This is a genomic window from Limnohabitans sp., from assembly GCF_040401495.1.
GTDB lineage: Bacteria > Pseudomonadota > Gammaproteobacteria > Burkholderiales > Burkholderiaceae_C > Limnohabitans.
The window spans coordinates 88,454-111,380 of record NZ_JBBAOI010000001.1; the positions used below are offsets into that span (position 1 = coordinate 88,454).

Annotated in this window: 19 protein-coding genes and 1 other RNA gene; 7 read left to right on the forward strand and 13 right to left on the reverse strand. The window is 53.9% G+C overall.

Annotated features, from left to right (window positions below; genetic code table 11):
* Window positions 1-18 precede the first annotated feature (18 nt).
* Genes AC9UEO_RS00475 through AC9UEO_RS00485 form a run of 3 tightly spaced genes read right to left on the reverse strand, consistent with a single transcriptional unit; the run spans window position 19 to window position 1,086 of the window.
* Window positions 19-312 (reverse strand): addiction module antidote protein, encoded by a 294-nt coding sequence (locus AC9UEO_RS00475; RefSeq protein WP_509528506.1) that lies wholly within the window; start codon window positions 310-312, stop codon window positions 19-21.
* Window positions 309-611, reverse strand: a complete 303-nt coding sequence (locus AC9UEO_RS00480) for a type II toxin-antitoxin system RelE/ParE family toxin (RefSeq protein ID WP_509528508.1) — start codon at window positions 609-611, stop codon at window positions 309-311. The genes AC9UEO_RS00475 and AC9UEO_RS00480 overlap by 4 nt, the downstream gene beginning before the upstream one ends.
* 34 nt (window positions 612-645) lie before the next feature.
* Complete coding sequence (locus tag AC9UEO_RS00485; RefSeq protein ID WP_509528511.1) at window positions 646-1,086, reverse strand: hypothetical protein; 441 nt, start codon at window positions 1,084-1,086, stop codon at window positions 646-648.
* 171 nt (window positions 1,087-1,257) lie between these two features.
* Between AC9UEO_RS00485 and AC9UEO_RS00490 the strand changes: the two genes are divergently transcribed.
* From AC9UEO_RS00490 to AC9UEO_RS00510, 5 genes are read left to right on the forward strand one after another with little or no spacing between them, the layout of a single operon-like run.
* Window positions 1,258-2,100 carry a thymidylate synthase gene (locus AC9UEO_RS00490; RefSeq protein ID WP_509528513.1) on the forward strand — a complete coding sequence of 281 codons (843 nt, stop codon included), beginning with the start codon at window positions 1,258-1,260 and terminating at the stop codon, window positions 2,098-2,100.
* Window positions 2,064-3,008 carry a DMT family transporter gene (locus AC9UEO_RS00495; protein ID WP_509528515.1) on the forward strand — a complete coding sequence of 315 codons (945 nt, stop codon included), beginning with the start codon at window positions 2,064-2,066 and terminating at the stop codon, window positions 3,006-3,008. The genes AC9UEO_RS00490 and AC9UEO_RS00495 overlap by 37 nt, the downstream gene beginning before the upstream one ends.
* A gap of 52 nt (window positions 3,009-3,060) precedes the next feature.
* Window positions 3,061-3,546 carry a dihydrofolate reductase gene (locus AC9UEO_RS00500; protein WP_509528517.1) on the forward strand — a complete coding sequence of 162 codons (486 nt, stop codon included), beginning with the start codon at window positions 3,061-3,063 and terminating at the stop codon, window positions 3,544-3,546.
* Window positions 3,546-4,319, forward strand: a complete 774-nt coding sequence (gene xth / locus AC9UEO_RS00505; protein ID WP_509528520.1) for an exodeoxyribonuclease III — start codon at window positions 3,546-3,548, stop codon at window positions 4,317-4,319. The genes AC9UEO_RS00500 and xth overlap by 1 nt, the downstream gene beginning before the upstream one ends.
* Window positions 4,316-4,711: a hypothetical protein gene (locus AC9UEO_RS00510; RefSeq protein ID WP_509528522.1), complete on the forward strand. Its 396-nt coding sequence runs from the start codon at window positions 4,316-4,318 to the stop codon at window positions 4,709-4,711. The genes xth and AC9UEO_RS00510 overlap by 4 nt, the downstream gene beginning before the upstream one ends.
* Window positions 4,712-4,721: 10 nt before the next feature.
* On the opposite strand, the gene ntrC is transcribed toward AC9UEO_RS00510, so the two are convergent.
* The 4 genes from ntrC to AC9UEO_RS00530 all read right to left on the reverse strand — a co-directional run bounded on the left by ntrC (window position 4,722) and on the right by AC9UEO_RS00530 (window position 9,897).
* Window positions 4,722-6,239: a nitrogen regulation protein NR(I) gene (gene ntrC / locus AC9UEO_RS00515; RefSeq protein ID WP_509528524.1), complete on the reverse strand. Its 1,518-nt coding sequence runs from the start codon at window positions 6,237-6,239 to the stop codon at window positions 4,722-4,724.
* A 45-nt stretch (window positions 6,240-6,284) separates the two neighbouring features.
* Window positions 6,285-7,340 (reverse strand): nitrogen regulation protein NR(II), encoded by a 1,056-nt coding sequence (glnL, locus tag AC9UEO_RS00520; RefSeq protein ID WP_509528526.1) that lies wholly within the window; start codon window positions 7,338-7,340, stop codon window positions 6,285-6,287.
* Window positions 7,341-7,454: 114 nt separating this feature from the next.
* The gene (glnA, locus tag AC9UEO_RS00525) at window positions 7,455-8,870 is read right to left on the reverse strand and encodes a type I glutamate--ammonia ligase (protein ID WP_509528528.1); all 1,416 of its coding nucleotides are present in this window, start codon (window positions 8,868-8,870) and stop codon (window positions 7,455-7,457) included.
* A gap of 196 nt (window positions 8,871-9,066) precedes the next feature.
* Window positions 9,067-9,897, reverse strand: coding sequence for a competence/damage-inducible protein A (locus tag AC9UEO_RS00530; RefSeq protein WP_509528530.1), 831 nt, complete (start codon window positions 9,895-9,897; stop codon window positions 9,067-9,069).
* A gap of 56 nt (window positions 9,898-9,953) precedes the next feature.
* Between AC9UEO_RS00530 and AC9UEO_RS00535 the strand changes: the two genes are divergently transcribed.
* Both AC9UEO_RS00535 and AC9UEO_RS00540 read left to right on the forward strand, forming a co-directional pair.
* Entirely contained in the window at window positions 9,954-12,251 is a 2,298-nt protein-coding gene (locus AC9UEO_RS00535; protein WP_509528532.1) for a xanthine dehydrogenase family protein molybdopterin-binding subunit, read from the forward strand.
* 25 nt (window positions 12,252-12,276) lie between these two features.
* The gene (locus AC9UEO_RS00540; RefSeq protein WP_509528534.1) at window positions 12,277-13,425 is read left to right on the forward strand and encodes an alpha/beta fold hydrolase; all 1,149 of its coding nucleotides are present in this window, start codon (window positions 12,277-12,279) and stop codon (window positions 13,423-13,425) included.
* Here AC9UEO_RS00540 and AC9UEO_RS00545 read toward each other — a convergent pair.
* The 6 genes from AC9UEO_RS00545 to ompA form a co-directional block, all read right to left on the reverse strand.
* Complete coding sequence (locus tag AC9UEO_RS00545; RefSeq protein WP_509528536.1) at window positions 13,422-14,036, reverse strand: twin-arginine translocation signal domain-containing protein; 615 nt, start codon at window positions 14,034-14,036, stop codon at window positions 13,422-13,424. The genes AC9UEO_RS00540 and AC9UEO_RS00545 overlap by 4 nt on opposite strands.
* 305 nt (window positions 14,037-14,341) lie before the next feature.
* Window positions 14,342-19,990: a beta strand repeat-containing protein gene (locus tag AC9UEO_RS00550; protein WP_509528538.1), complete on the reverse strand. Its 5,649-nt coding sequence runs from the start codon at window positions 19,988-19,990 to the stop codon at window positions 14,342-14,344.
* Between the two features lie 265 nt (window positions 19,991-20,255).
* Window positions 20,256-20,644, reverse strand: a transfer-messenger RNA (tmRNA) gene (ssrA, locus tag AC9UEO_RS00555).
* Window positions 20,645-20,658: 14 nt separating this feature from the next.
* Complete coding sequence (locus AC9UEO_RS00560) at window positions 20,659-21,321, reverse strand: HAD family hydrolase (RefSeq protein WP_509528540.1); 663 nt, start codon at window positions 21,319-21,321, stop codon at window positions 20,659-20,661.
* A gap of 1 nt (window position 21,322) precedes the next feature.
* A complete protein-coding gene (gene ubiG / locus AC9UEO_RS00565) occupies window positions 21,323-22,030 on the reverse strand; it encodes a bifunctional 2-polyprenyl-6-hydroxyphenol methylase/3-demethylubiquinol 3-O-methyltransferase UbiG (RefSeq protein WP_509528542.1) in 708 nt (235 codons plus the stop codon).
* Between the two features lie 73 nt (window positions 22,031-22,103).
* The gene (gene ompA, locus AC9UEO_RS00570; protein WP_509528544.1) at window positions 22,104-22,814 is read right to left on the reverse strand and encodes an outer membrane protein OmpA; all 711 of its coding nucleotides are present in this window, start codon (window positions 22,812-22,814) and stop codon (window positions 22,104-22,106) included.
* Window positions 22,815-22,927: the final 113 nt, after the last annotated feature.

The window sequence follows — 22,927 nt, forward strand, 5'->3', positions numbered from 1 at the left end:
CCAACCAAGTATTGAATATCAACCGCACTGAACATGAAACTTCAAGCCCAAAGCATGGGTCACCTTCAAAATCGTTGCAAAACTGGGGTTGCCCTCGCCAGACAAAGCCTTGTACAAACTTTCGCGCCCAAGCCCTGTGTCCTTGGACAACTGCGTCATGCCTTTGGCCCTTGCGATGTTGCCAAGGGCTTTGGCGATGAAGGCGGCATCATCGCCCGCCTCTTGCAGACAAGCTTCAAGGTAAGCCGCCATGTCTTCATCGGTTTTGAGGTGTTCGGCGCTGTCCCATTTGCGCAGTTTGAGTGTTGTCATGATTGGTCTTTCAGTTGTCGCGCAAGCCCTTGCGCTGTTTCAATGTCTTTGGCCTGACTCGATTTGTCGCCGCCCGCCAAAAGAATCACCATTTCTTCGCCGCGCCACATGAAATACACCCGAAATCCAGGCCCAAGGTGCAAGCGCATCTCCCAAACGCCTTGCCCAACAGACTTGTGGTCCCCCAAATGGCCGTCTTCTGCGCGATCGATACGCACTTGAATTCGACGGGCCGCCTGTTTGTCTTTTAAAGCCGCAAACCACCTGTCAAATCCTTCAGTTGTGTAGATCGTTGGCATTTGGATTGTATAAAATGGGATACAAAAGTCAAGCCTAGCTTGTGAAGTGAACAGGCACAACGCCCGCAATCATTGATCCCAAAATTCCTATCAATACCGCTGCACCCCACTTGTGCTGCAAATGGTCTGTCGCTTCAAAGCCCGTCCAATCGCCCGAAGCGGCCAGCTGATGGCGTTTGAAAACCAGATAGACGCAAAACACATTGGTGGCGACCGCCAACAGAGCGAATACCAACTTGGCCACAAAGACCATGCTCATCGGTGCTTGGGGCATGAGCAGCAACCCCGTCACTACCACCAAAGTGAAAGCGGGTATTTCAATGAATACATCAACACGCTTGTGCAAAGCAGTAAGGATCAACTCTTTGTCTCGCCCTTTTCCCAGCAAGGCTCGCTCGAACAAAGCCTCGGTGAGGACACAGCCCAGCCACAGGCCCACCAGTGCCAAGTGCAAAGTCAAAAGCCAATGGTTCATTTGTTCACCCGTCAAATAAATTAATTTAATTTAAATTAATAAGTACTATTTATACCATTAAACACCTCATTTAAATACTATCTAAACACTCGTTTAAATGACTAAGCAGAGACTGCCACGGCCCTGCGGGCCTCGCAGTGACGAGAAGCAAGCCCTTTAAACTCTCCTCCCATGTATTCCCCAGCCCCCCACCCCATCCCCACGCCCTACGAAGATTTCATGCGCCATGTCTACACACATGGGGTAGAAAAGTCCGACCGCACCGGCACCGGCACGCGCAGCGTGTTTGGCCACCAAATGCGTTTCGATTTGCGCCAAGGTTTTCCGCTGGTCACCACCAAGAAGGTGCATCTGAAATCCATCATCGTCGAGTTGCTGTGGTTCCTCACGGGGTCGAGCAACAACAACTGGCTGACCGAGCGCGGCTGCACCATATGGGACGAATGGGCACGCGCGGACGGCGACTTGGGTCCGGTGTACGGCGTGCAGTGGCGCAGCTGGCCCACGCCCGAGGGCGGGCACATCGACCAAATCACCGAGGTCATCAAGACCTTGAAGAGCAACCCCGATTCACGCCGCATCATCGTGAGTGCTTGGAACGTGGCCGACCTGTCCAAAATGGCGCTCATGCCCTGCCATGCCTTCTTCCAGTTTTATGTGGCACCGCCCACCACCGCTGGCGGCAAGGGCCAGCTAAGTTGCCAGCTGTATCAACGCAGCGCCGACATTTTTTTGGGCGTGCCCTTCAACATCGCCAGCTACGCGCTGCTGACCCACATGGTGGCGCAGCAATGCGACTTGGAGGTTGGCGACTTCATTTGGACCGGCGGCGACTGCCACATTTACAGCAACCACCACGAGCAGGTCGAGTTGCAGCTTTCGCGCTCGCCCTTCCCCGCGCCCACGCTGCACATCAAGCGCAAACCTGAAACCATCTTCGACTACCTGTTTGAAGACTTCGAGGTGCGTGACTACCAATGCCACCCCGCCATCAAGGCGCCGGTGGCGGTGTGACGGGCAGTCGCAGCGTCATCAGCCGCCAGCAGCTCATCGGCTTGGTGGGCATCACGCTGATGTGGGGCATCAATTGGCCGATGATGAAGATTGCTTTGCGCGAAGTCTCGCCCATGTATTTCCGTGGCGTCACCATGGGGTTGGGTGGTCTGTGGCTGTTGTTCTACTTTCGCCTTCAAGGCCTGCGACTGTGGCCGCAAACGCTGCGTGAATGGCGAGACATTGTGTTGCTGGGCATTCCCAATATGTTTTTATGGCACGCCTTGTCCATTTTGGGGGTGATGTCCCTGCCCTCAGGACGAGCGTCCATCTTGGGCTTCACCATGCCGGTGTGGACGGTGGTGATAGGTGTGATGTTCATGGGCGCGAAGTTCACCCCGCGCATCATTGCGGCGGTGATCGCCACCTTGGCTGCCATTGGCTTGCTGATCTCGCATGAATTCACCGCCTTGCAAGGCCAGCCCATGGGTATTTTGTGGATGGAGTTGGGCGCACTCAGCTGGGCAGTCGGCACCTTGTGGATGCGCCGTATCAGCTTCAGCATGCCCGTGCAAAGTTTGACGGTATGGATGATGCTGATCAGCAGTCCCATGATCTTGCTGGTGGGTGCAAGCACCGAGACATGGCCCACATGGGAACTTTCGCCGCTGGCATGGGGCAGCTTGGCCTATGCGGTACTCATCAACTATGGCTTTGCCCAAATCATTTGGTTTGGCATGGCACGAGATTTACCCCCCGCCACCAGCGCCATGAGCATCATGGCCGTGCCCGTGGTGGGCACCTTGAGCGCCAGCTTGCTGATTGGGGAGTTACCGCATTGGCAAGACTACGCGGCCATGGTCTGCGTGGTGTTGGCGATTGCAGCGGTGCTTTTGCCCCAACGCATCCCCGCAACGCAAGCCACTTGAATTCACCCCAAGGCTATTGCTACAGTCAAAGCTAAGTTACTTTTTACTCACCATGCCACTGCACCTGATTTACGCTCGCTCACGCAACAATGTCATCGGCAAAAACGGCGACTTGCCTTGGCATTTGCCCGAGGACTTGGCTCATTTCAAACGCACCACCTTGGGCCAAGCGGTGGTCATGGGGCGCATCACTTGGGAATCCATCCTCGAAAAATTTCGACCTCTGCCAGGGCGACGCAATGTGATTGTTTCTCGGCAAGCCAACTACGCCGCCACAGGTGCATCCGTGGTGACTTCATTGCAAGCTGCACTGGCCTTGTTTCCTGCGGATGAGGTGGTGTGGTTGATAGGCGGGGCGCAGCTGTATGCACAAGCCCTGCCCTTGGCTGCGCAGATTGTGGTCACCGAGATTGACGCCGATTTTGAAGGCGACGCGTTTGCACCGCACTTAACTGCTGAATGGAAAGAATCCCAACGCAGCCAATATATGTCAGCGCAAGGTTTGGCTTACAGTTTGGTCACTTTGGAAAGACAGTGATGAAACTTGCTACGTGGAACGTCAACTCCTTGACTGTGCGTTTGCCGCAGGTGCTGGACTGGCTGTCAGCACAAACCGCTGAGGGCGGCATCGATGTGCTTGCATTGCAAGAAACCAAAACCACCGACGACAAATTTCCCAAAACCGAGATTGAAGCCGCTGGCTACAACGTTGCCTTCTTCGGCCAAAAAACCTATAACGGCGTGGCACTGATTGCCAGGCATCCCATCAACGAGGTGGTACACAACATCCCAGATTTCACCGACGACATGGCCCGTCTCATCACCGCCACGGTGAACGGAGTGCGTGTCGTGGGTGCGTATTTCCCCAATGGCCAAGCACCTGACAGCGACAAGTTTGTCTACAAAATGGCGTGGTTGACGGCCATGCAAACTTTCATCAAAGATGAACTCAGTCGCCACAACAAACTGGTGTTGATGGGTGACTTCAATATCACATGGGACGACTTGGATGTGTGGGACCCCGTTGCCTTGGCCGGCACCATCCACTGCACCGACGAAGAACGTGCGCACTTCAAGGCCTTGCTTGACCTCGGTCTGACAGATGCATTCAGACTGTTCGAACAAGCCCCCAAAAGCTACTCTTGGTGGGACTATCGCGAGTTCGGCTTCAAGCGCAACCGCGGACTGCGCATCGACCACATCTTGGTGTCTACTGCTTTGAAAGCCTGCGTGGCAGCCTGCGTGATCGACAAAACCCCGCGCAAGAACGAGCGCCCTAGCGACCACACACCCGTCATCGTTACCTTATGAAATTAATCGGGGTCAGATTCCAATTAATTTCCCTGTTGGCCTTGAGCGCTTGTGCCACCGACCAATGGAAGGCAGCAGAGGCGCAATGCCAAATGCAAGCGATGCCTATTTTTCCTGTCGCCACCGAACAGCGCTGGGTGCATGAATTGCAGCCCGTACCGTTTATGCAGCGATGTGTGCAGGTGAGCTACAAAGACAAAGACGGTAAAGACCGTGTGCGCAATGAATGCAATTTGATGCCCTTGATGGCCATGCCCCGCTTGGAAACCATCGACCTGAACCAGAAAGCCCGCAACGAGTATGTGCGCAGTTGCGCGCAGCAAAGTTGCTTTCAAACCTACGGCAATACCGATTGCAAATTACCGCCATCAGAGGCAACACCCAAGCCTTGAAAGCGGGGATTTACTCTAAACCCAGTTCTTGAATTTTGCGGGTGATGGTGTTGCGCCCAATGCCCAGTTTGTGCGCCGCATCGATACGCCGTCCACGCGTATGCGCCAAAGCAGTTTGAATCAGCGAGGCTTCAAAGCGCTTCGTCATCTCATCCCACACATCGACCCTTCCAGAAGCTAACAAGGACATGGCCTCTGCCTCTAAGCCAGCTTGCCAGTTCTCGCCAGGTGCATTTAGCACAACGGGTTTGGCCACAAAAGGTGTGGCTGGCGTAGCACCATTGACCATCGGCGCAGGTGCGGCAAACTCACTGGCGGCTAAGCCAGCTGAAACCATGGCCATTACTGAGTTGGCATGGCTGCTGGGGGCCAGCACCTCAGGGGGCAAATCTTTGGCTTCAATGGCTTGTGCTGGCGCCATCACGGTGAGCCAATGGCAAATGTTTTCCAGTTGCCGCACATTACCTGGAAAGGCAAAGTTTTGCAGCAACTCGATGGCCGAGTCAGAAATACGCTTGGCCTCGACCCCCAGTTGCTGTGCGCTTTGTTGCAAAAAGTGGCGGGTCAAAACGGGAATGTCTTCACGGCGCTCACGCAAGGGTGGCAGACGCAAACGGATGACGTTCAGACGGTGGAACAAATCCTCGCGGAATGCACCTTCTTGGACACGTTGTTCCAAATTTTGGTGCGTGGCGGCAATGACGCGCACATTGGTTTTGATGGCGCTGTGGCCCCCCACGCGGTAAAAACTGCCGTCTGACAGCACCCGCAGCAAGCGGGTTTGCAAATCGAACTTCATGTCACCGATTTCATCCAAAAACAGCGTGCCGCCATCGGCTTGCTCGAAACGCCCACGTCGCATGGCTTGTGCACCAGTGAACGCACCACGCTCGTGGCCAAAGAGTTCGCTTTCCAACAAATCTTTGGGAATCGCCGCGGTATTGATAGCAACGAAAGGTCCATCCGCACGCTGCGAATGTTTGTGTAACGCTCGGGCGACCAGCTCTTTGCCCGAACCCGATTCGCCGGTGATCATGACGGTGACATTGCTTTGGCTCAGACGCCCAATGGCACGAAACACGTCTTGCATGGCGGGTGCTTGACCCAGCATTTCAGGCGTGCTGTCCACATTGGTGGCACTGGTTTGTTCGCGCTGACTTTCTTCAACTGCACGGCGAATCAACTCAATCGCTTTGGTCAGGTCAAACGGCTTGGGCAGGTACTCGAAGGCGCCGCCTTGGAAGGCCGAGACCGCGCTGTCCAAATCAGAATACGCCGTCATGATGATGACGGGCAAACCAGGCATTCGTGCCTTGACTTGCGAGAGTAAATCCAAGCCTGAACCACCGGGCATACGGATATCGCTCACCAGCACTTGGGGGGATTCCTCGGGTGTTACCCCATCCAGTGCTTGCAGCACTTCACGTGGGTGAGTGAAACTGCGCGTGGGTAGGTCTTCTCGCATCAAGGCTTTTTCGAGCACGAAGCGGATGGACTGGTCGTCGTCAACAATCCAAATAGGTTTCATCGCAGTACTTCACCTTGTCACATGCGCCACAGCGCTTTACTCTGGTCAGGGCAGCGGAATCAAAATCTTGAAATCCGTGCGCCCTGGCTGACTTTCACATTCAATCAATCCTTGGTGTTGTTGTACAAAGGATTGCGCCAAATTCAAACCCAAACCCGAACCGCCATCGCGCCCCGAGACCAAGGGATGAAACAGCCGTTCCCGAATGTCTTCGGGGATGCCGGGGCCGTTGTCAATCACATGCAATTCCAGTGCCAAGCGAAAGCGTTTTTTCACGAAAGTCACTTGTCGGGCGATGCGGGTGGCCAAAATGATTTGTCCATCCCCCATGGCGATACGGTCTTTCAAGGCCAAGGCCGCGTTGTGGGCAATATTGAGCACGGCTTGTATCAATTGCTCGACATCGCCGCGGAATTCGGGCAGCGAGGTGTCATAGTCGCGCCGCACCTGCAAACCTTTGGGAAATTCAGCCAAGATCAGGGTGCGAACCCGTTCGCAGACCTCATGGATATTGACGTTACCCACCACCTGTGGTCGGCGATGAGGTGCAAGCAAGCGGTCGACCAAGGTTTGCAGTCGATCGGCCTCTCGCACTATGACTTGGGTGTATTCGGTTAAGTCTCTTGAATCCAACTCCAATTGCAGCAACTGCGCCGCACCGCGTATGCCACCCAAAGGGTTTTTGATTTCATGCGCCAAGTTACGAATCAGCTCTTTGTTGGCCTGCGCCTGTTCCATTTGCCGCTCTTCACGGTCTTGACGGGTCTGGGTTTCTTGGGGCAGCAACTCCACCACCACCTCGTCAGGGCTTTCGGTGGTTGCCACCACCACATGCACCGCATAAGGCTCGGCACCTTGGCGCTTGAGTTGGTCGTCAAAGCGCAAGGCTGAAAAATCGTGGCGTCTGGCGCCTGCAATGGCTTGGCGCATCGCCGACACATCCACAAACAGTTCCGCCGCATCGACTCCGTGCAGGCTACGCCTGGACAAACCCATCACGTCTTCAAACGAGGCATTGACAAACAACACGCGGTCGTCAGCCTGTACCACCAGCACCAAGGTGGCTAACAAGTCGAGGGCGGCAAAGCGTTCAACAGGCATGGTGCGGCTTTATGCTCATGTTTTCAAAAACCAAAAAAAAGGACGGCGCTAGGCCGTCCTTCGGGCAGCCAAAGGTTGTTGACCCTTGGCTGTGGTGTGATCGACCTGTCTGGCTCAGAGTGAGTAGTACATGTCGAATTCCACCGGATGGGTGGCCATGCGAAAACGAGTGACCTCTTGCATTTTCAGTTCAATGTAAGCATCAATCATGCTGTCGGTGAACACGCCGCCTTTGGTCAAGAACGAACGGCCCTTGTCCAAGTAGTCCAAGGCCTGATCCAAGCTGTGGCAGACGGTGGGGACCAATGCGTCCTCCTCGGGGGGCAAGTGGTACAAGTCTTTGGTAGCAGCTTCGCCGGGGTGAATTTTGTTTTCGATACCGTCCAAGCCCGCCATCATCAATGCGGTGAAGCACAGGTAAGGGTTGGCCATGGGATCGGGGAAACGCGCTTCGATGCGACGTGCTTTGTCTGAGGCTACATGGGGAATGCGGATAGACGCAGAGCGGTTGCGGCTTGAGTAAGCCAGTTTCACAGGCGCTTCAAAGCCAGGCACCAAGCGCTTGTAGCTGTTGGTGGTGGGGTTGGTGATGGCGTTCAAAGCACGTGCATGCTTGATGATGCCGCCGATGTAGAACAAGGCGGTGTCGCTCAAACCAGCGTAGCCTTTGCCAGCAAACAGGTTTTTGCCGTCTTTCCAGATGGACTGGTGAACGTGCATGCCCGAGCCGTTGTCGCCAACGATGGGCTTGGGCATGAAGGTGGCGGTTTTGCCATAGGCATTGGCCACGTTCCACACCACGTATTTCAGTTTCTGGGTCCAGTCAGCGCGCTCAACCAAGGTGCTGAATTTGGTACCAATTTCGTTTTGACCAGCACCCGCCACTTCGTGGTGGAACACCTCAACGGGAATGCCCATTTCTTCGAGCAGCAACACCATTTCGGCACGCATGTCTTGGGTGCTGTCCACGGGAGGCACGGGGAAATAGCCACCTTTGACGGTGGGACGGTGACCGCGGTTGCCACCTTCGAGTTTGGCGCCGCTGTTCCAAGGGGCTTCGTATTCGTCAATCTTGAAGAACGCGCCGGACATTTCATTGCCCCATTGCACATTGTCAAAAATGAAGAACTCAGGCTCGGGACCAAAGTAGGCGGTGTCACCAATGCCAGAGGCCTTGAGATAGGCTTCGCCGCGCTTGGCGATGGAGCGGGGATCGCGGTCATAGGCCTTACCGTCACCGGGTTCCAACACGTCACAAGACAACACCAGTGTGGGCTCTTGGAAGAAGGGGTCGATGAAAGCAGAGTTGGCGTCCGGCATGAGCAACATGTCAGAGGCTTCAATGCCTTTCCAACCAGCGATAGAGGAGCCGTCAAACGCATGGCCTTCAGAGAATTTTTCTTCGTTGAACGCAGAAATCGGCACGCTCACGTGCTGCTCTTTGCCTCGGGTATCGGTAAAGCGGAAGTCGACAAACTTGATTTCGTTGTCCTTCACGTCCTTCATGACGTCGGCGACGGTCTTGGCCATCAATTTCTCCTAAAGAGGTTGGTTTGAAAAAACGGGATTTCCATTGTCTTGCATGATTTGTGCCACGCAGCACCTGAAGCAAGATTTTTCTTCATAGATACCAATTGATTACTTGATGCGTTTGGCTTTTCAAGCACAGCGTTTGCTCAGGCTTGGCAAGCTTGAAGCTCTGGTTATGCACTAAAAAAGTGCAAAACTAGGATCGCACCATTTCAGGGCCTAATTTTGCACCAAATTCATGCAGACCTGAAATTAACTCAGGAAAAGATGCTTGCACCTGCTCTGGCGTGCCTTTGACGCCCAATTCGATGTGGCGGCCAAACTCGGGGTGATCCACGCTTGGCAAGCTGAACACCTTCACGCCATTGAACCGCGCCTCGATGGCTTCCATCAAGGGGGTAAGTGTGGCTTCCATAGAACCCATGACAATGACCGATTTTTCAATGCGCTTGACAGCATGGAAATGGTCGGCATACACGTTGTCTAGCACCCACGCCATCATCGGCCACGCCATCACCGGAAAGCCTGGCACAAAGTGCACAATCCCCTGGCGGCCTTGGCAGGTGAACCCAGCGATCTTGTTGTAGGGGTTGGGAATGATGCTCGCGCCCTTGGGGAAGCGCCCCATGTTCAAACGGTGCAGATTGTCAGGGCGGTCGGGTTCATACGGCAAACCGTTTTCAAGCGCCACCTCACGGGTGCGTTCACGAATCAAAGTCTCGGCTTGGGGGTGTAGCACCAACTCACGGCCCAGCGCCTTGGCCGCACATTGGCGTGTATGGTCGTCAGGCGTGGCACCAATGCCACCACACGAAAACACCACGCCGCTGGTTTCAAAAGCACGTTGCAGGGTAGCGGTGATGCGTTCGGGGTCGTCGCCTACATAGTCGGCGTAATAAAGGCCCAAGCCACGCTCAGACAAGAGCTCTATGCATTTGGCCAAATGTTTGTCTTGGCGTTTGCCAGAGAGGATTTCATCACCAATGATGATGATGCCAAAGGTGGGGGGCAAAGTGGGTGATGTCATGCGCTCAATGCTAACGGCACAGACAACGCGAGGGAGGCACATGCACACTCGCCATAATGACAACCTCAACCCCCAGAGGACACGCAGTGAAAAGAAGACATGTACTGGCCGCCCTTGCCGCAGGCAGCGGCGTTTTAGCGATTGGCTGGGGCGTCATGCCCCCGCGCCAGCGTTTAAACCCCTCCAAACCTTTAGCCAGCATTGATAAAGCCACCGCTTTGAATGGTTGGGTCCGCATTGGCGATGACGACAGCGTCACTGTTGTGATGAGCAAATCGGAAATGGGGCAAGGCGTGTTCACCGGTTTAGCGATGTTGCTGGCCGAGGAGCTTGACGCCCGCTGGGATCAAGTGCGCTTTGAGCAGTCGCCCAACGACAACATCTACAACAACCTCGCTGGCGTGGCCGATGGTTTGCCGTTTCATCCTGACAACCAAGGCATGGTGAAAAGTAGCGCTCAGTGGCTGGTGCGCAAAGCCATGCGTGAGATGGGGCTGATGTTCACAGGTGGCTCGACCAGCATCAAAGACCTGTGGCTACCCATGCGCGAAGCAGGTGCCAGCGCTAGAGCAATGCTCGTGGGTGCGGCCGCGCAACAGTGGCATGTACCCACCCATGAGTGCGATGTGAAAGACGGCGTGGTCTCACACAGCTCGGGCAAAAAAGCCACTTTTGGCGAATTGTCATCCGCAGCGGCCAAAGTCGGTTTGCCGCCCACCATCACCCTGAAGTCGCCCATCGATTTCAAGCTCATTGGGCAAAGTCTGCCGCGCTTAGACCTCGACAGTAAAAGCGACGGCTCGGCTCTTTTCGCCAGCGACATTCGCCCCGAAGGTTTGCTGTTTGCCTGTGTGCGCATGAACCCTAACTTGGGTGGCAAGCTGCAAAGCTTTAACGACAGCAAAGCGCTGGTCATGCCTGGGGTAAAAAAAGTACTGTCCATCGAGGCCTTGCATGGCGCCAGCGCGGGGGTGGCGGTGGTGGCCGCATCCACCTACCAAGCCATGAAAGCGCTCACACAAGTGGACGTGAAGTGGGACATCGCGGCGTCTTCTGCTTGGTCCAGCGACACCATCGATGCACAGTTGCGCAAAGCGTTAGACAGCGACACTGGGTTTGCTTATTTTTCTGCTGGCAACGCTGCGGATGCATTGCAAACAGCGTCGCGCACTTTGAAAGCCGAATACCACGCACCCTATTTGGCACACGCCACCATGGAGCCCATGGGTTGTACCGTGTGGTTCAAGAACGGCGAGGCGCAAGTGTGGGCATCGACCCAAGTGCCCGATTTGGCTTGCAAAGTGGTGGCCAAGCAACTCGGTATCGAGGTGAGTAAAGTGAAGCTGCACATCCCCATGCTGGGCAGTGGCTTTGGCCGTCGCTTAGAGATGGACATCATTGCCCAAGCCACAGTCGTGGCCAAGGCTATGGAGGGCACACCGGTGCAAACTTTGTGGAGCCGCAGCGAAGACATGCAACACGACTTCTACCGCCCCGTGTGCATCAGTCGCTTCAGCGCAGGTTTGGACGCGCAAGGCCAGTTGGTGGCATGGCAAAACACCTCGGCCAGCCAAGCCATCGTGCCGCAAGTCATGGCGCGTTCGTTTGGCCTGCCGGGTGCAGGCCCCGATAAAACCACTGCTGAAGGCGCTTTCGACCAAGCTTACGAGTGGCCCAATGCCCGTATTGCCCATGTGGCGGTAGACCTGCCCCTGCCCGTGGGCTTTTGGCGTTCGGTCGGTCACTCACACCAAGCGTTTTTCAAAGAAAGTTTTGTCGATGAAATGGCTTTTGCTGCTGGCCAAAATCCCTTGGACTTTCGCTTGGGGCTGCTGAAAAACCACCCCCGCCACGCCAAGGTACTGCAAACCGCCGCCGACAAAAGCGGCTGGCGACAAGCGCCTGCGGTGGGCGCAGATGGCGCACAGCGGGCGTTAGGCATTGCTTTGCATGAATCGTTTGGCAGTATCGTGGCGCAGGTGGCAGAAGTGTCGGTGCAGAATAAGCAAATCGTGGTGCACCGCGTGGTCTGTGCCATCGATTGCGGCACCGCCGTCAACCCGATGTTGATTGCCCAACAAATGGAGAGTTCGGTGGTGTTTGGTTTGTCCGCCGCCTTGTTTGGTGAAATCACCATCGACAAGGGTTGCGTACAACAAAGCAACTTCAACAACTACCCTGTGCTGCGTATGCCTCAAGCTCCGGTGGTGGACACCCACATCATCGAAAGTGATTCGCACCCCGAAGGCGTGGGCGAACCTGGCACACCACCCGTGGCACCGGCAGTGGCGAATGCTTTGTTTGCGCTAACGGGTAAGCGTTTGCGTCAATTGCCACTGCGCATGCCTGCCTAAGCACCCACTTGAAAGCACCGTTGCCATGAACAGCCCACCACTCCCCCCCCTGCCCTTGCCCGACGGTGTGCGCGCTCGCCATATTGAGACCGATCAGGGCCTGCGCATGCATGTCTTGGAAGCGGGCTTTGAGGGGGCCGCGACTGACAAACCGTTGCTGTTGCTGTTGCATGGCTTCCCAGAACTGGCTTTCAGTTGGCGACACCAATTGCCGGTGTTGGCGGCAGCGGGCTACCACGTGGTGGCTCCTGATCAGCGCGGCTATGGCCGCACCAGAGGCGGGGACGACCGCTTCGATGGCGACTGGCAGGCCAGCCACATGCTGCAACTGGTGGCGGACGCGGTGGCCTTGGTCCATGCCCTTGGGCACAAAGCGGTGGCCTGCGCCATTGGCCACGACTTTGGCTCGCCCGTGGCTGCTTGGTGTGCGCTGTCACGCCCTGATGTGTTTCATTCGGTGGTGATGATGAGCGCGCCGTTTGCTGGGCCGCCTCCCAGCGCTGATGCGCCTGCCGTGCACCAAAAGATCACCGAAGTGGTTCACGACTTGGGCCGCTTGCAGCCGCCGCGCCAGCATTACCAGTGGTATTACTCTGGACCCAAGGCCAACGCGGACATGTGGCAAGCCCCGCAAGGCTTGCATGCTTTTTTACGCGCCTACTACCATGTTAAAAGTGCCGACTGGACGCCTAACCAACCCCATCCGCTGGCGGGTTGGACCGCGCAAGCTTGGGCTGAATTGCCCGACTACTACATCATGGGTGCGAACGACACCATGGCACAAGCGGTCGCGCCTTTCATGCCTTCAACCAAGGACATCGCCAGTTGTAAGTGGCTGCCAGACCGCGAATTGTCTGTGTACGTGGGCGAGTACCAACGCACAGGTTTTCAGGGGGGCTTGCAGTGGTACCGCTGCGGTACCGATGCCGCTATGTTTGCCCAACTGGGACAGCAATGGGGCGGTAAAACCATCGATGTGCCATCAGCGTTTATCGCCGGTGCAGCCGATTGGGGGGTCTACCAAATGCCAGGCGCTTTTGAGGCCATGCAAACCAAAGCCTGCAGCAAGATGGGCTGGTGTCAGCTCATTCCACATGCAGGCCATTGGGTACAGCAAGAGCGCCCCGATGAGGTCAACGCCTTATTGCTAGGCTTTTTAAAAAGCTTGACTTAGCCGATCAAATCGACACGGCCATTGGTGTTCATGATGCCGGTGATCACGCTCAGTTTGGGGTGGCGTTTGTTCACTTCTTTACGGAACATGGCCAAGGATTCGGAATGGGCTTCGGTTTCTTTGTCCTTGTCAGACACAGCGTCAGCGCCAAACGCCAATTTGGCAGCGCCGCAATCGCGGTGAGAAACCCCAATGACGCGCTTGATATGGTGCAAAGACACGGTGACGTCCAGATTGTCCCAATAAGTGGCGTGCCAGCTTGCGAACTTGGGGTGAACCGCGCCGATGGGGCCACCCGCCATCACAAAGTGGCTGTAGTTGTCTTCTAGCTTGTCGCGGCTCACACCTTGGATCAAGCCCATGTACTGCCAGCTGAGGGTGGTGAAACGAGGGTCGATACAGTTAACCAACATGGCTTCGTAATTCCCGCTGGCGGCGAAACTTTTGCCAGGTGCCATGCTGGCCAAAGCCGCACCGGCCACGCCTGCTGCGCCGAGGTTTAAAAAGCCACGGCGATTCACGCCAAGACCAGAGCGCAAAGGCACGGGGGCGCAACAAGCGCAGGTGGGTGTCATCTGTGCAGTGACGGCGGGAAGGGTTTCGTATGGCATGGGAAAAGCTCCGAGAGGTTAATTAATAAATAAATCAGTGGAATTTGACGTATCGGATGATTTTGACAAAATTTTAGCGAAATATTTTTTATTTATCGAATTTTCAGTGCCAATCCCTCTTTTTTACGCCATAAGTTCATACCCCTACGATCCTAAAGGCGAAGTCCTGCCAGACGATGCGTTTCGCAATCGTTTGGCATTTTGAAAGTAAGTGAGAGTTGTTTGAAAGATACCGGACAGCCCCAGGTCAAAACAAACAACAAGAATGGCTTGTTGGCTTTCGTTAATTGACCAGCTTTAGGAATCTACGGCATTGCATTTACTTGGGCCGTCGTTAAAACTGCCACTTGCGAACTTGTTAGAGCACCAAGCTGAGCAGTGCTCATGGCAGAAATTTGATCAGTGCTCAACTTGGCAATCACCGCGGTGCTTAAAGCCCCAATATCGGCAGAATCCAAAGCGGCAAAATCGTCTGACGCAATGGCAGCTACTTGTTTAGTCGTCAACGCAGCAGCCTGAGAGGTGGTCAACCCTACCAACTGATCAGTGGTCAGGGCAGCAATCTGATCGGTTGTCAAATTCGCCACCACAGACGTGCTGAATGCCGCAATATCGTCCGTCTCCATCACAGACAAGTCATCCGCATCGATAGCAGCTACCTGTGTTTTGCTCAAGGCCGCCGCTTGCTTGGTACTTAAACCAATCAACTGATCCGAAGTCAATTTAGCCATTTGTGCTGTGCTTAGCTTGGTAATCGCCGCTGTGCTCAAAGCGCTTACTTGATCTGTCGTCAACGAAGAAATTTGATCCGTCGTCAAATTGGCTATGACCGACGTGCTCAAAACTGATATATCGGTTGTTTCCATCACAGCCAAGGCCGCTTCATCAATGGCCGCCACCTGCTTACTGGTCAAAGCTGCTGCCTGCTTGGTGGTCAAACTCACCAGTTGATCGGTCGTCAAGGCAGCTATCTGTTCGGTGCTCAGCTTGGCAATCACCGCAGTGCTCAGTACGGCAATATCATCTGCCTCCATTTCCGCCAAGTTAGCTGAAGCAATGACCGCTACCTGCGCAGACGTCAAGGCAGCAACTTGCTTGGTGCTTAAATCAATCAACTGATCGGTCGTCATTGAATAAACCTGTGCAGTGGTCAGCACGGATATCTGTAGGGTGCTCAAACTGACCAACTGAGATGTCGTCAATCCAGTAATCTGATCTGTACTCAGCTTGGCGATGACTGAGGTGCTGAATGCAGCAATATCAGTAGCTTGCATCGCGGCCAAGTCGTCCGACGTAATGACAGCCACCTGTTTACTCGTTAAAGCAGCGACCTGAGGGGTACTCAAGCCCACCAACTGATCGGTGGTCAGGGCGGAAATCTGAGCAGTTGTCAAATTCGCCACTACCGATGTGCTGAATGCCGCAATATCGTCCGTCTCCATCACAGCCAAGTCCTCCGACGCAATGGCTGCTACCTGTGTTTTGCTCAAGGCCGCCGCTTGGTCAGTACTCAAGCCGATCAACTGGGCAGACGTCAAATTGGCCATTTGTGCGGTAGTCAACACTGTCGTTTGTAAGGTGCTCAAGTTGGCCAACTGGTCTGTCGTTAACGCTTCAATCTGCTCTGTACCCATATTCTTGATCACAGTCGTGCTTAAAGCAGCAATATCTTCAGTCTCCATCAGCGCTAAATAAGCAGCACTAATGCCATTGACTTGGCTGCTTGTCAAAGCCGCCGCTTGCTTGGTGCTCAATCCCACCAACTGTTGCGTTGTCAAGCTGGCAATTTGTACGCTCGTTAAAACCGCGGTCTGTTTGGTGCTCAATCCCACCAACTGATCCGTCGTCAGTGCTGCAACCTGTGCAGTGGTCAACTTAGCGATCACCGAGTTGCTTAATGCCGCAATGTCCTCGGTCTCCATCTCAGCCAACTTTGCCTCATCAATGACAGCAACCTGTGCGGTTGTCAATGCTGCCGCTTGCTTGGTGCTCAAGCCAATCAACTGATCTGTCGTCAACACATCAATTTGCTCAGTCGTCAATGCGACTGTTTGTTTGGTGCTCAAGGCAGCGAGTTGATCTGTCGTCAAAGCAACAATTTGTGCAGTGGTCAACTTGGCAATCACTGCCGTACTCAAAGCTGCTATGTCAGCCGTTTCCATCGCAGCCAAGTCTGAACTGGCAATCTTTGCCACCTGCGCAGTGGTTAGCACAGCCGCCTGAGCGGTGCTCAAGCCCACCAACTGATCCGTCGTCAACTCAGCTATCTGTGCAGTGGTCAACTTAGCGATAACCGAGTTGCTTAATGCCGCAATGTCCTCGGTCTCCATCTCAGCCAACTTTGCCTCATCAATGACAGCAACCTGTGCGGTTGTCAATGCTGCCGCTTGCGAGGTGCTCAAGCCAATCAACTGATCTGTCGTCAACACATCAACTTGCTCAGTCGTCAAGGAGACCGTTTGTTTGGTGCTCAATGCAGCGAGTTGATCTGTCGTCAACGCAGTAATCAGATTTGTGGATAAACCTGCTATCACTGCCGTGCTCAATACAGCAATATCTTCTGTCTCCATCAGCGCCAAATCAGCAGTAGCAATGGCATTGACTTGACTGCTTGTCAAAACCGCCGCTTGCTTGGTGTTCAAGCCAATCAACTGATCTGTCGTCAACACATCAATTTGCTCAGTCGTCAATGCGACTGTTTGTTTGGTGCTCAAGGCAGCGAGTTGATCTGTCGTCAAAGCAACAATTTGTGCAGTGGTCAACTTGGCAATCACTGCCGTACTCAAAGCTGCTATGTCAGCCGTTTCCATCGCAGCCAAGTCTGAACTGGCAATCTTTGCCACCTGCGCAGTGGTTAGCACAGCCGCCTGAGCGGTGCTCAAGCCCACCAACTGATCCGTCGTCAACTCAGCTATCTGTGCAGTGGTCAGCTTGGCAATCACCGCGGTGCTCAATGCCGCAATGTCTTCAGTCTCCATTGCAGCCAAATCTGCCGCAACAATCCCGCCTACCTGCGCTACCGATAAAGCAGCGGCCTGCTTGGTACTCAAGCCACCCAACTGATCCGTCGTTAAAGCAGCTATTTGTGCGGAAGTCAACACGGATATTTGCGTGGTACTCATAGCCACCAACTGTTTGGTGGTCAATTCTTCAAGTTGATCTGTAGTCAACTTCGCAACCACTGCAGTGCTCAATGCCGCGATATCAGCTGTCTGCATCACGGCCAAGTCTGTTGCGTCAATAACGGCAACCTGCATGGTCGTCAACACAGCAGCTTGATTGGTACTCAAGCTTATCAGCTGATCTGTCGTCAAAGAGTCAATTTGTTCGGTTGTCAAACTTGTGATCACAGACGTGTTCAATGCAGCAATATCGGCCGTCTCCATCTTTGCCAAATCCGCCGCAGTAATTGCAGCCACCTGCACACTTGTCAATGCCGCCGCCTGTTTGGTACTCAAACCTATCAACTGGTCCGTCGTCAACTTAGCTATCTGTCCTGTTGACAATACCGCCAACTGATTGGTACTCAATCCCATCAACTGTTCTGTTGTCAACGCCGATATCTGCGCAGTTGTCACCACCCCTAATTGCTTGGTGGTCAAGTTAGCTATTTGTTTTGTCGATAAGGCGCTGAGTTGATCAGTCGACAACTTGGCAATCACCGCGGTGCTCAACACCACCGTATCTGCTATTTGCATCTGCGCCAAATCGGCTGCCGCAATGCCAGACACTTGTAATGTTGTCAATGCAGCTGCTTGGGAGGTCGTTAAACCTATTAATTGATCCGTCGTCAACGAAGAACTTTGCCCTGATGTCAATTTAGCTATCACAGCAGTACTGAGTGCTGCAATATCCGCTGTCTCCAGCGTTGCCAAGTCAACTGAGGTAATGGCAGCCACTTGCTTGGTTGTCAACACCGCCACTTGAGCTGTACTCAAACCGATCAGCTGATCTGTTGTCAACGCAGCGATTTGCGCTGTTGTCAAAGCCGCAATCAGTGCGGTGCTCAAAGCCGCAATATCTGCCGTCTCCATGACCGCCAAATCACCTGACGCAATGGCAGCCACTTGTGTACTTGTCAACGCAGCCGCTTGCGAGGTACTCAAACCTATCAATTGATCGGTAGTCAAGGAAGCAATTTGTGCAGTTGTCAATACAGCCAACTGCTTGGAGGTCAAGCCAATTGACTGATCAGTCGTCAAGGCAGAGATTTGTGCAGTGCTCAGCTTGGCAACCACCGAGGTACTCAATGCGGCTATGTCGACTGTCTCCATCGTCGCTAAATTTTCAGAGGTAATCACAGCCACCTGTGCAGTCGTCAACGCCGCCACCTGCTTGGTACTCAAGCCAATCAATTGATCTGAAGTTAGCGCTGCCATCTGCGCTGTGGTCAACTTGGCAATCACCGCGGTACTCAATGCTGCAATATCGGCGGTCTCCATCTGCGCCAAGTCAGTTGCATCAATGACAGCCACCTGCGCAGTCGTCAACACAGCCGCCTGTTTGACGCTCAAGCCGATCAACTGATCCGTCGTCAATTTATCAATTTGTGCGGTGGTCAAGACTGACGTCTGCAGGGTACTCAAACCCGATAACTGCGCCGTCGTCAATGAAGAAATCTGTGCCGTGCTGAGCTTGGCAATCACAGCGGTACTAAATGCTGCGATATCGACCGTATCCATCAACGACAAGTCATCTGAGGCAATGGCAAGTACCTGTGCGGTGGTGAGTGAAGCGGCTTGGGCGGTACTCAAAGCTATCAACTGATCCGTCGTTAATTTTGCTATCTGGGCAGTCGTCACGGCAGCTAACTGTTTGGTCGTTAAATTCGCCACCTGCGCCGTTGACAATGAACTTACTTGACCCGTCGACAACTTGGCAATCACCGCGGTACTCAATGCCGCAATATCAGCCGTCTCCATCGCTGCCAAGTCATATGACGCAATAGCAGCCACCTGTGCGGTGGTGAGCGCTGCAGCTTGCTTGGAACTCAATCCAACCAACTGATCAGTTGTCAAAACTGCGATCTGCGCGGTTGTCACAACAGCCAACTGCTTGGTCGTCAAATTGGCCATCTGCGCCGTTGTCAAAGCCGTTACTTGGTCAGTCGACAATTTGGCTATCACCGCGGTACTCAAAGCAGCAATATCAGCCGTCTCCATCAGTGCCAAATCTTCGGCAGCAATCACAGCCACTTGCGTGGTGGTCAACGCAGCCGCCTGAGCGGAGGTCAAGCCTATCAACTGAGCTGTCGTTAGCGCATCTACTTGTGCCGTGCTCAGCTTGGCAATCACAGCCGTGCTCAAGGAGGCAATATCGACGGTCTCCATCTCTGCCATATCAGTCGCTTCAATCACAGCCACCTGCGCTGTTGTCAATGCCGCCGCCTGTTTAGCGGTCAAACCGATCAACTGGTCACTGCTCAGTGCATCAAACTGCATAGTTGTCAATGCGTTTATCTGAGAAGTACTCCATCGGATGAGCTGCTCAGTCGTCAATGCGTTCACCTGCGATGTACTCAGCTTGGCAATCACTGCAGTACTTAATGCCGCAATATCGGCCGTCTCCATCATCGCCAAGTCATCTGAGGCAATCGCCGTTATTTGAGCTGTGGTGAAGGCTGCCACCTGCTTGGTGGTTAATCCCACCAACTGGTCTACCGTTAACTCAGCCAACTGAGCAGTGGTGAGTTTGGCAACCACAGCGGTGCTCAATGCGGCAATATCAGCCGTTTCCATTGTTGCTAAGTTCTCCGCCGCTATGGCGGACACTTGTAGGGTCGACAGCGCGGCTGCCTGAGTTGTAGTGAGCGCTACCAATTGATCAGTGGACAGGTAGGCAATTTGACTAGAAATCAATGCAAATACTTGATTGACGCTCAACTGTGAAATGGCGCTGGTCGAAACAGATGAAATTGCATCTGTCGTGATAGCGCTGACTTGTAATGTGGACAAAAGCGAAACTTGCGCGCTGCTCAAAGTAGCAATATCAGCGCTGCTAATTGCGGAAAAATCTAACGATTTAACTAATGTGTTCGACAGTGATGATATGGTCGTCATGATTTTCCTTTATGCCCAATATGTATCGGCACCAAGAAAAAAAACTTTAATTTGAAAAATTTAGAATTAATAATAAAGTAAATATAGATATATATATTTAATTATTTTCAAAGAAAAAAGCCGCTAACTGTATGTTGTTAGCGGCCTTTAAACTTGCATTTGGTGGAGCTGGCGGGATTTGAACCCGCGTCCACAAGCCTTTTTCGGACAGTTCTACATGTGTAGTCGTCTGGTTTGTGTCTTACCGGATGCATCGCACAGCGACACGCTATGCACCCAGCCAGTACCCTATTTTCTCGCCCCCCACCAAGGTACCCGATGAGAAGCCAGCCGATATGAGTTACCTTGCAGCCTGGAAGCCGCAGGTTTTGACACCTGTTGCCCCCTTGCCCAGCCTATTGGCCAACTGTTGCAAGGCTAGCGGGTTTAAGCCGCGAGTGCGAAACGTTCGTCGTTTGCAGTTAGTTTTTTTCTGCGGATTTACGAGGTGACAGAACCTCGACATGCCCTGCGCCGCGTCCGAACCCATGTCGAAACCAATGCAGCCCCAAGAGGGGTGGATTCTACGCCTGTACCAGCAAATCCACCAGCGCCAAGGGTGAATGGATGATGTGGTCGGCGCCCCAGCGCAACACCTCGGCTTGGCTACCCAAATACCCATAGTGGGCGGCCACCGTTGTCATACCGGCGGCTTTGCCAGCCACGATGTCGCGTTCGTCGTCGCCCACGTACCAGCAATGCTCAGGGGGCAGTTGCATACGCCGAGCAGCCTCAAACAAGGGCTCTGGATGCGGTTTGGCGTGTGGCGTGGTGTCGCCACTCACAATGGCTTGTGCAGAAGCAAACAGCGGAATTTGAGCCGTCAAAGGCAAGGTGAAGCGCTGCGATTTGTTGGTGACCACGCCCCACCTTAAGCCCTGACCTTCGAGTTGTACCAACAAATCCTGTACCCCCTCGAAAATTACCGAATGCACCGTCATCGCTTGCTCGTAATTGCTTAAAAATTCTTCCTTGAAGTCTTCGTAGTCGGGGTGCTCAGGGCCCATACCAAAGGCAATTTCAAGCATGCCGCGAGCGCCAGAGCCTGCCATGGGGCGGTACAACGCATAGTCAAGCGAGGCCAAGCCTCTGTCGGTACGCATTTTGTCGGCGGCAGCGCCAAGGTCTGGCGCACTGTCAATCAGGGTGCCATCCAAGTCAAACAACACGGCTTGCGGCAGTCGCATCTCAAGCCTCACGCTGGGTAGCCAGCATGTAGTTCACGCGGGTGTTGGCATCGAGCCAATAGCGCTGCGTCAGTGGGTTGTACTGCAAGCCGCGCAAGGCCTGCGTCTGCAAACCCGCGTCTGTGCAAAACGCAGCCAACTCGCTGGGACGAATAAATTTAGCGTACTCATGGGTGCCTTTGGGTAGCAAGTTCAAAACATATTCAGCACCCACAATGGCAAACAAAAATGATTTGGGATTGCGGTTCAAGGTGGAAAAGAACACCCAACCGCCAGGCTTGACCAAAGTGGCGCAGGCTTGCACCACAGAGGCGGGATCGGGTACATGCTCGAGCATTTCCATGCAAGTCACCACATCAAAACTGGCGGGTTGCTCGGCGGCCAAGGCCTCGGCACTGACTTCGCGGTAACTCACATGAGGGGTTTGGGTTTCCAGTGCGTGCAACTGCGCCACTTTGAGGGACTTGGTAGCCAAGTCAATACCGATGACTTGTGCACCCGCACGCGCCATGGCATCCGACAAAATGCCGCCGCCACAGCCTACGTCGAGCACTTGCTTGTCCTTCAAAGGGGCTAGCGTTTGTATCCAATCCAAACGCAGTGGGTTGATTTGGTGCAAGGGGCGAAATTCACTGTTCACATCCCACCAACGGTGGGCAAGGTCTGAAAACTTGGAGAGTTCTGCTGGGTCTACGTTAGTTGCGTTCATGAGGCAGATTGTCTGTCAAATGGCAGGCATAAAAAAACCCCGCCGAGGCGGGGTTTCGCGCAAAGCGAGGTTATCAGTTCTTGCGTGAACCCACAACTTCGATTTCAACGCGACGGTTTTTAGCGCGACCTTCTTTGGTTTTGTTGTCAGCCACAGGCTGCTTCTCGCCCTTGCCTTCTGTGTAAATGCGGGTTTTGTCAATGCCTTTGCTGACCAAATAGGCTTTGACCGCTTGTGAGCGACGCAAAGACAATTTTTGGTTGTACGCGTCAGAGCCTACGGAGTCGGTGTGCCCCACGGCAATGATGACTTCAAGGTTAATGGCTTTGACTTTATCGGCCAAATCGTCGAGCTTGGCTTTGCCTTCGGGCTTGATGACAGATTTGTCAAAGTCGAAGAAGGCATCCGCAGCGTAAGTGACTTTGGAAGAAACCGCAGCAGCAGCTGGTGCAGGTGCAGGTGCAGGTGCAGGTGCAGGTGCAGGTGCAGGTGCAGGGGCTGCTACAGGTGCGGGTGCAGCGGCAGGTGCGGGTACTGGCGTCATTTCAGGGTTAGGTGCCACGGGATCAGGCTGAACCATGACCTTGGGTTTTTCGGTAATTGCACCATCGCAGCCTGGCAAAGCATTGGCGGGGGTCCAAAAACCGGTACGCCAGCATTCGCCAGGGGTATTTTTCCAAACTTCGCCCGCAGACGAAGACCAGTTGCCGACGTCGTGGGCAGACGTTGCTGCTGCAAAGCCCATTAGCGCCAAAGCCAGTGAGAGAGATTTAATGTTTTTCATGATGGTCCTTATGTAAGATTGCCTAAATTAGGCAACCAAAAATTAGAAAGCTTGGGGATTACCCTTTGAGTTGGATTGTGCCACAGATTCTAATCCTTTAGATTACAGACGCT

Coding starts and splice junctions, on each gene's coding strand:
- AC9UEO_RS00475 (WP_509528506.1), bottom strand. CDS start 312: ATGACAACACTCAAACTGCGCAAATGGGACAGCGCCGAACACCTCAAA.
- AC9UEO_RS00480 (WP_509528508.1), bottom strand. CDS start 611: ATGCCAACGATCTACACAACTGAAGGATTTGACAGGTGGTTTGCGGCT.
- AC9UEO_RS00485 (WP_509528511.1), bottom strand. CDS start 1,086: ATGAACCATTGGCTTTTGACTTTGCACTTGGCACTGGTGGGCCTGTGG.
- AC9UEO_RS00490 (WP_509528513.1), top strand. CDS start 1,258: ATGTATTCCCCAGCCCCCCACCCCATCCCCACGCCCTACGAAGATTTC.
- AC9UEO_RS00495 (WP_509528515.1), top strand. CDS start 2,064: ATGCCACCCCGCCATCAAGGCGCCGGTGGCGGTGTGACGGGCAGTCGC.
- AC9UEO_RS00500 (WP_509528517.1), top strand. CDS start 3,061: ATGCCACTGCACCTGATTTACGCTCGCTCACGCAACAATGTCATCGGC.
- xth (WP_509528520.1), top strand. CDS start 3,546: ATGAAACTTGCTACGTGGAACGTCAACTCCTTGACTGTGCGTTTGCCG.
- AC9UEO_RS00510 (WP_509528522.1), top strand. CDS start 4,316: ATGAAATTAATCGGGGTCAGATTCCAATTAATTTCCCTGTTGGCCTTG.
- ntrC (WP_509528524.1), bottom strand. CDS start 6,239: ATGAAACCTATTTGGATTGTTGACGACGACCAGTCCATCCGCTTCGTG.
- glnL (WP_509528526.1), bottom strand. CDS start 7,340: ATGCCTGTTGAACGCTTTGCCGCCCTCGACTTGTTAGCCACCTTGGTG.
- glnA (WP_509528528.1), bottom strand. CDS start 8,870: ATGGCCAAGACCGTCGCCGACGTCATGAAGGACGTGAAGGACAACGAA.
- AC9UEO_RS00530 (WP_509528530.1), bottom strand. CDS start 9,897: ATGACATCACCCACTTTGCCCCCCACCTTTGGCATCATCATCATTGGT.
- AC9UEO_RS00535 (WP_509528532.1), top strand. CDS start 9,954: ATGACAACCTCAACCCCCAGAGGACACGCAGTGAAAAGAAGACATGTA.
- AC9UEO_RS00540 (WP_509528534.1), top strand. CDS start 12,277: ATGAACAGCCCACCACTCCCCCCCCTGCCCTTGCCCGACGGTGTGCGC.
- AC9UEO_RS00545 (WP_509528536.1), bottom strand. CDS start 14,036: ATGCCATACGAAACCCTTCCCGCCGTCACTGCACAGATGACACCCACC.
- AC9UEO_RS00560 (WP_509528540.1), bottom strand. CDS start 21,321: ATGCGACTGCCGCAAGCCGTGTTGTTTGACTTGGATGGCACCCTGATT.
- ubiG (WP_509528542.1), bottom strand. CDS start 22,030: ATGAACGCAACTAACGTAGACCCAGCAGAACTCTCCAAGTTTTCAGAC.
- ompA (WP_509528544.1), bottom strand. CDS start 22,814: ATGAAAAACATTAAATCTCTCTCACTGGCTTTGGCGCTAATGGGCTTT.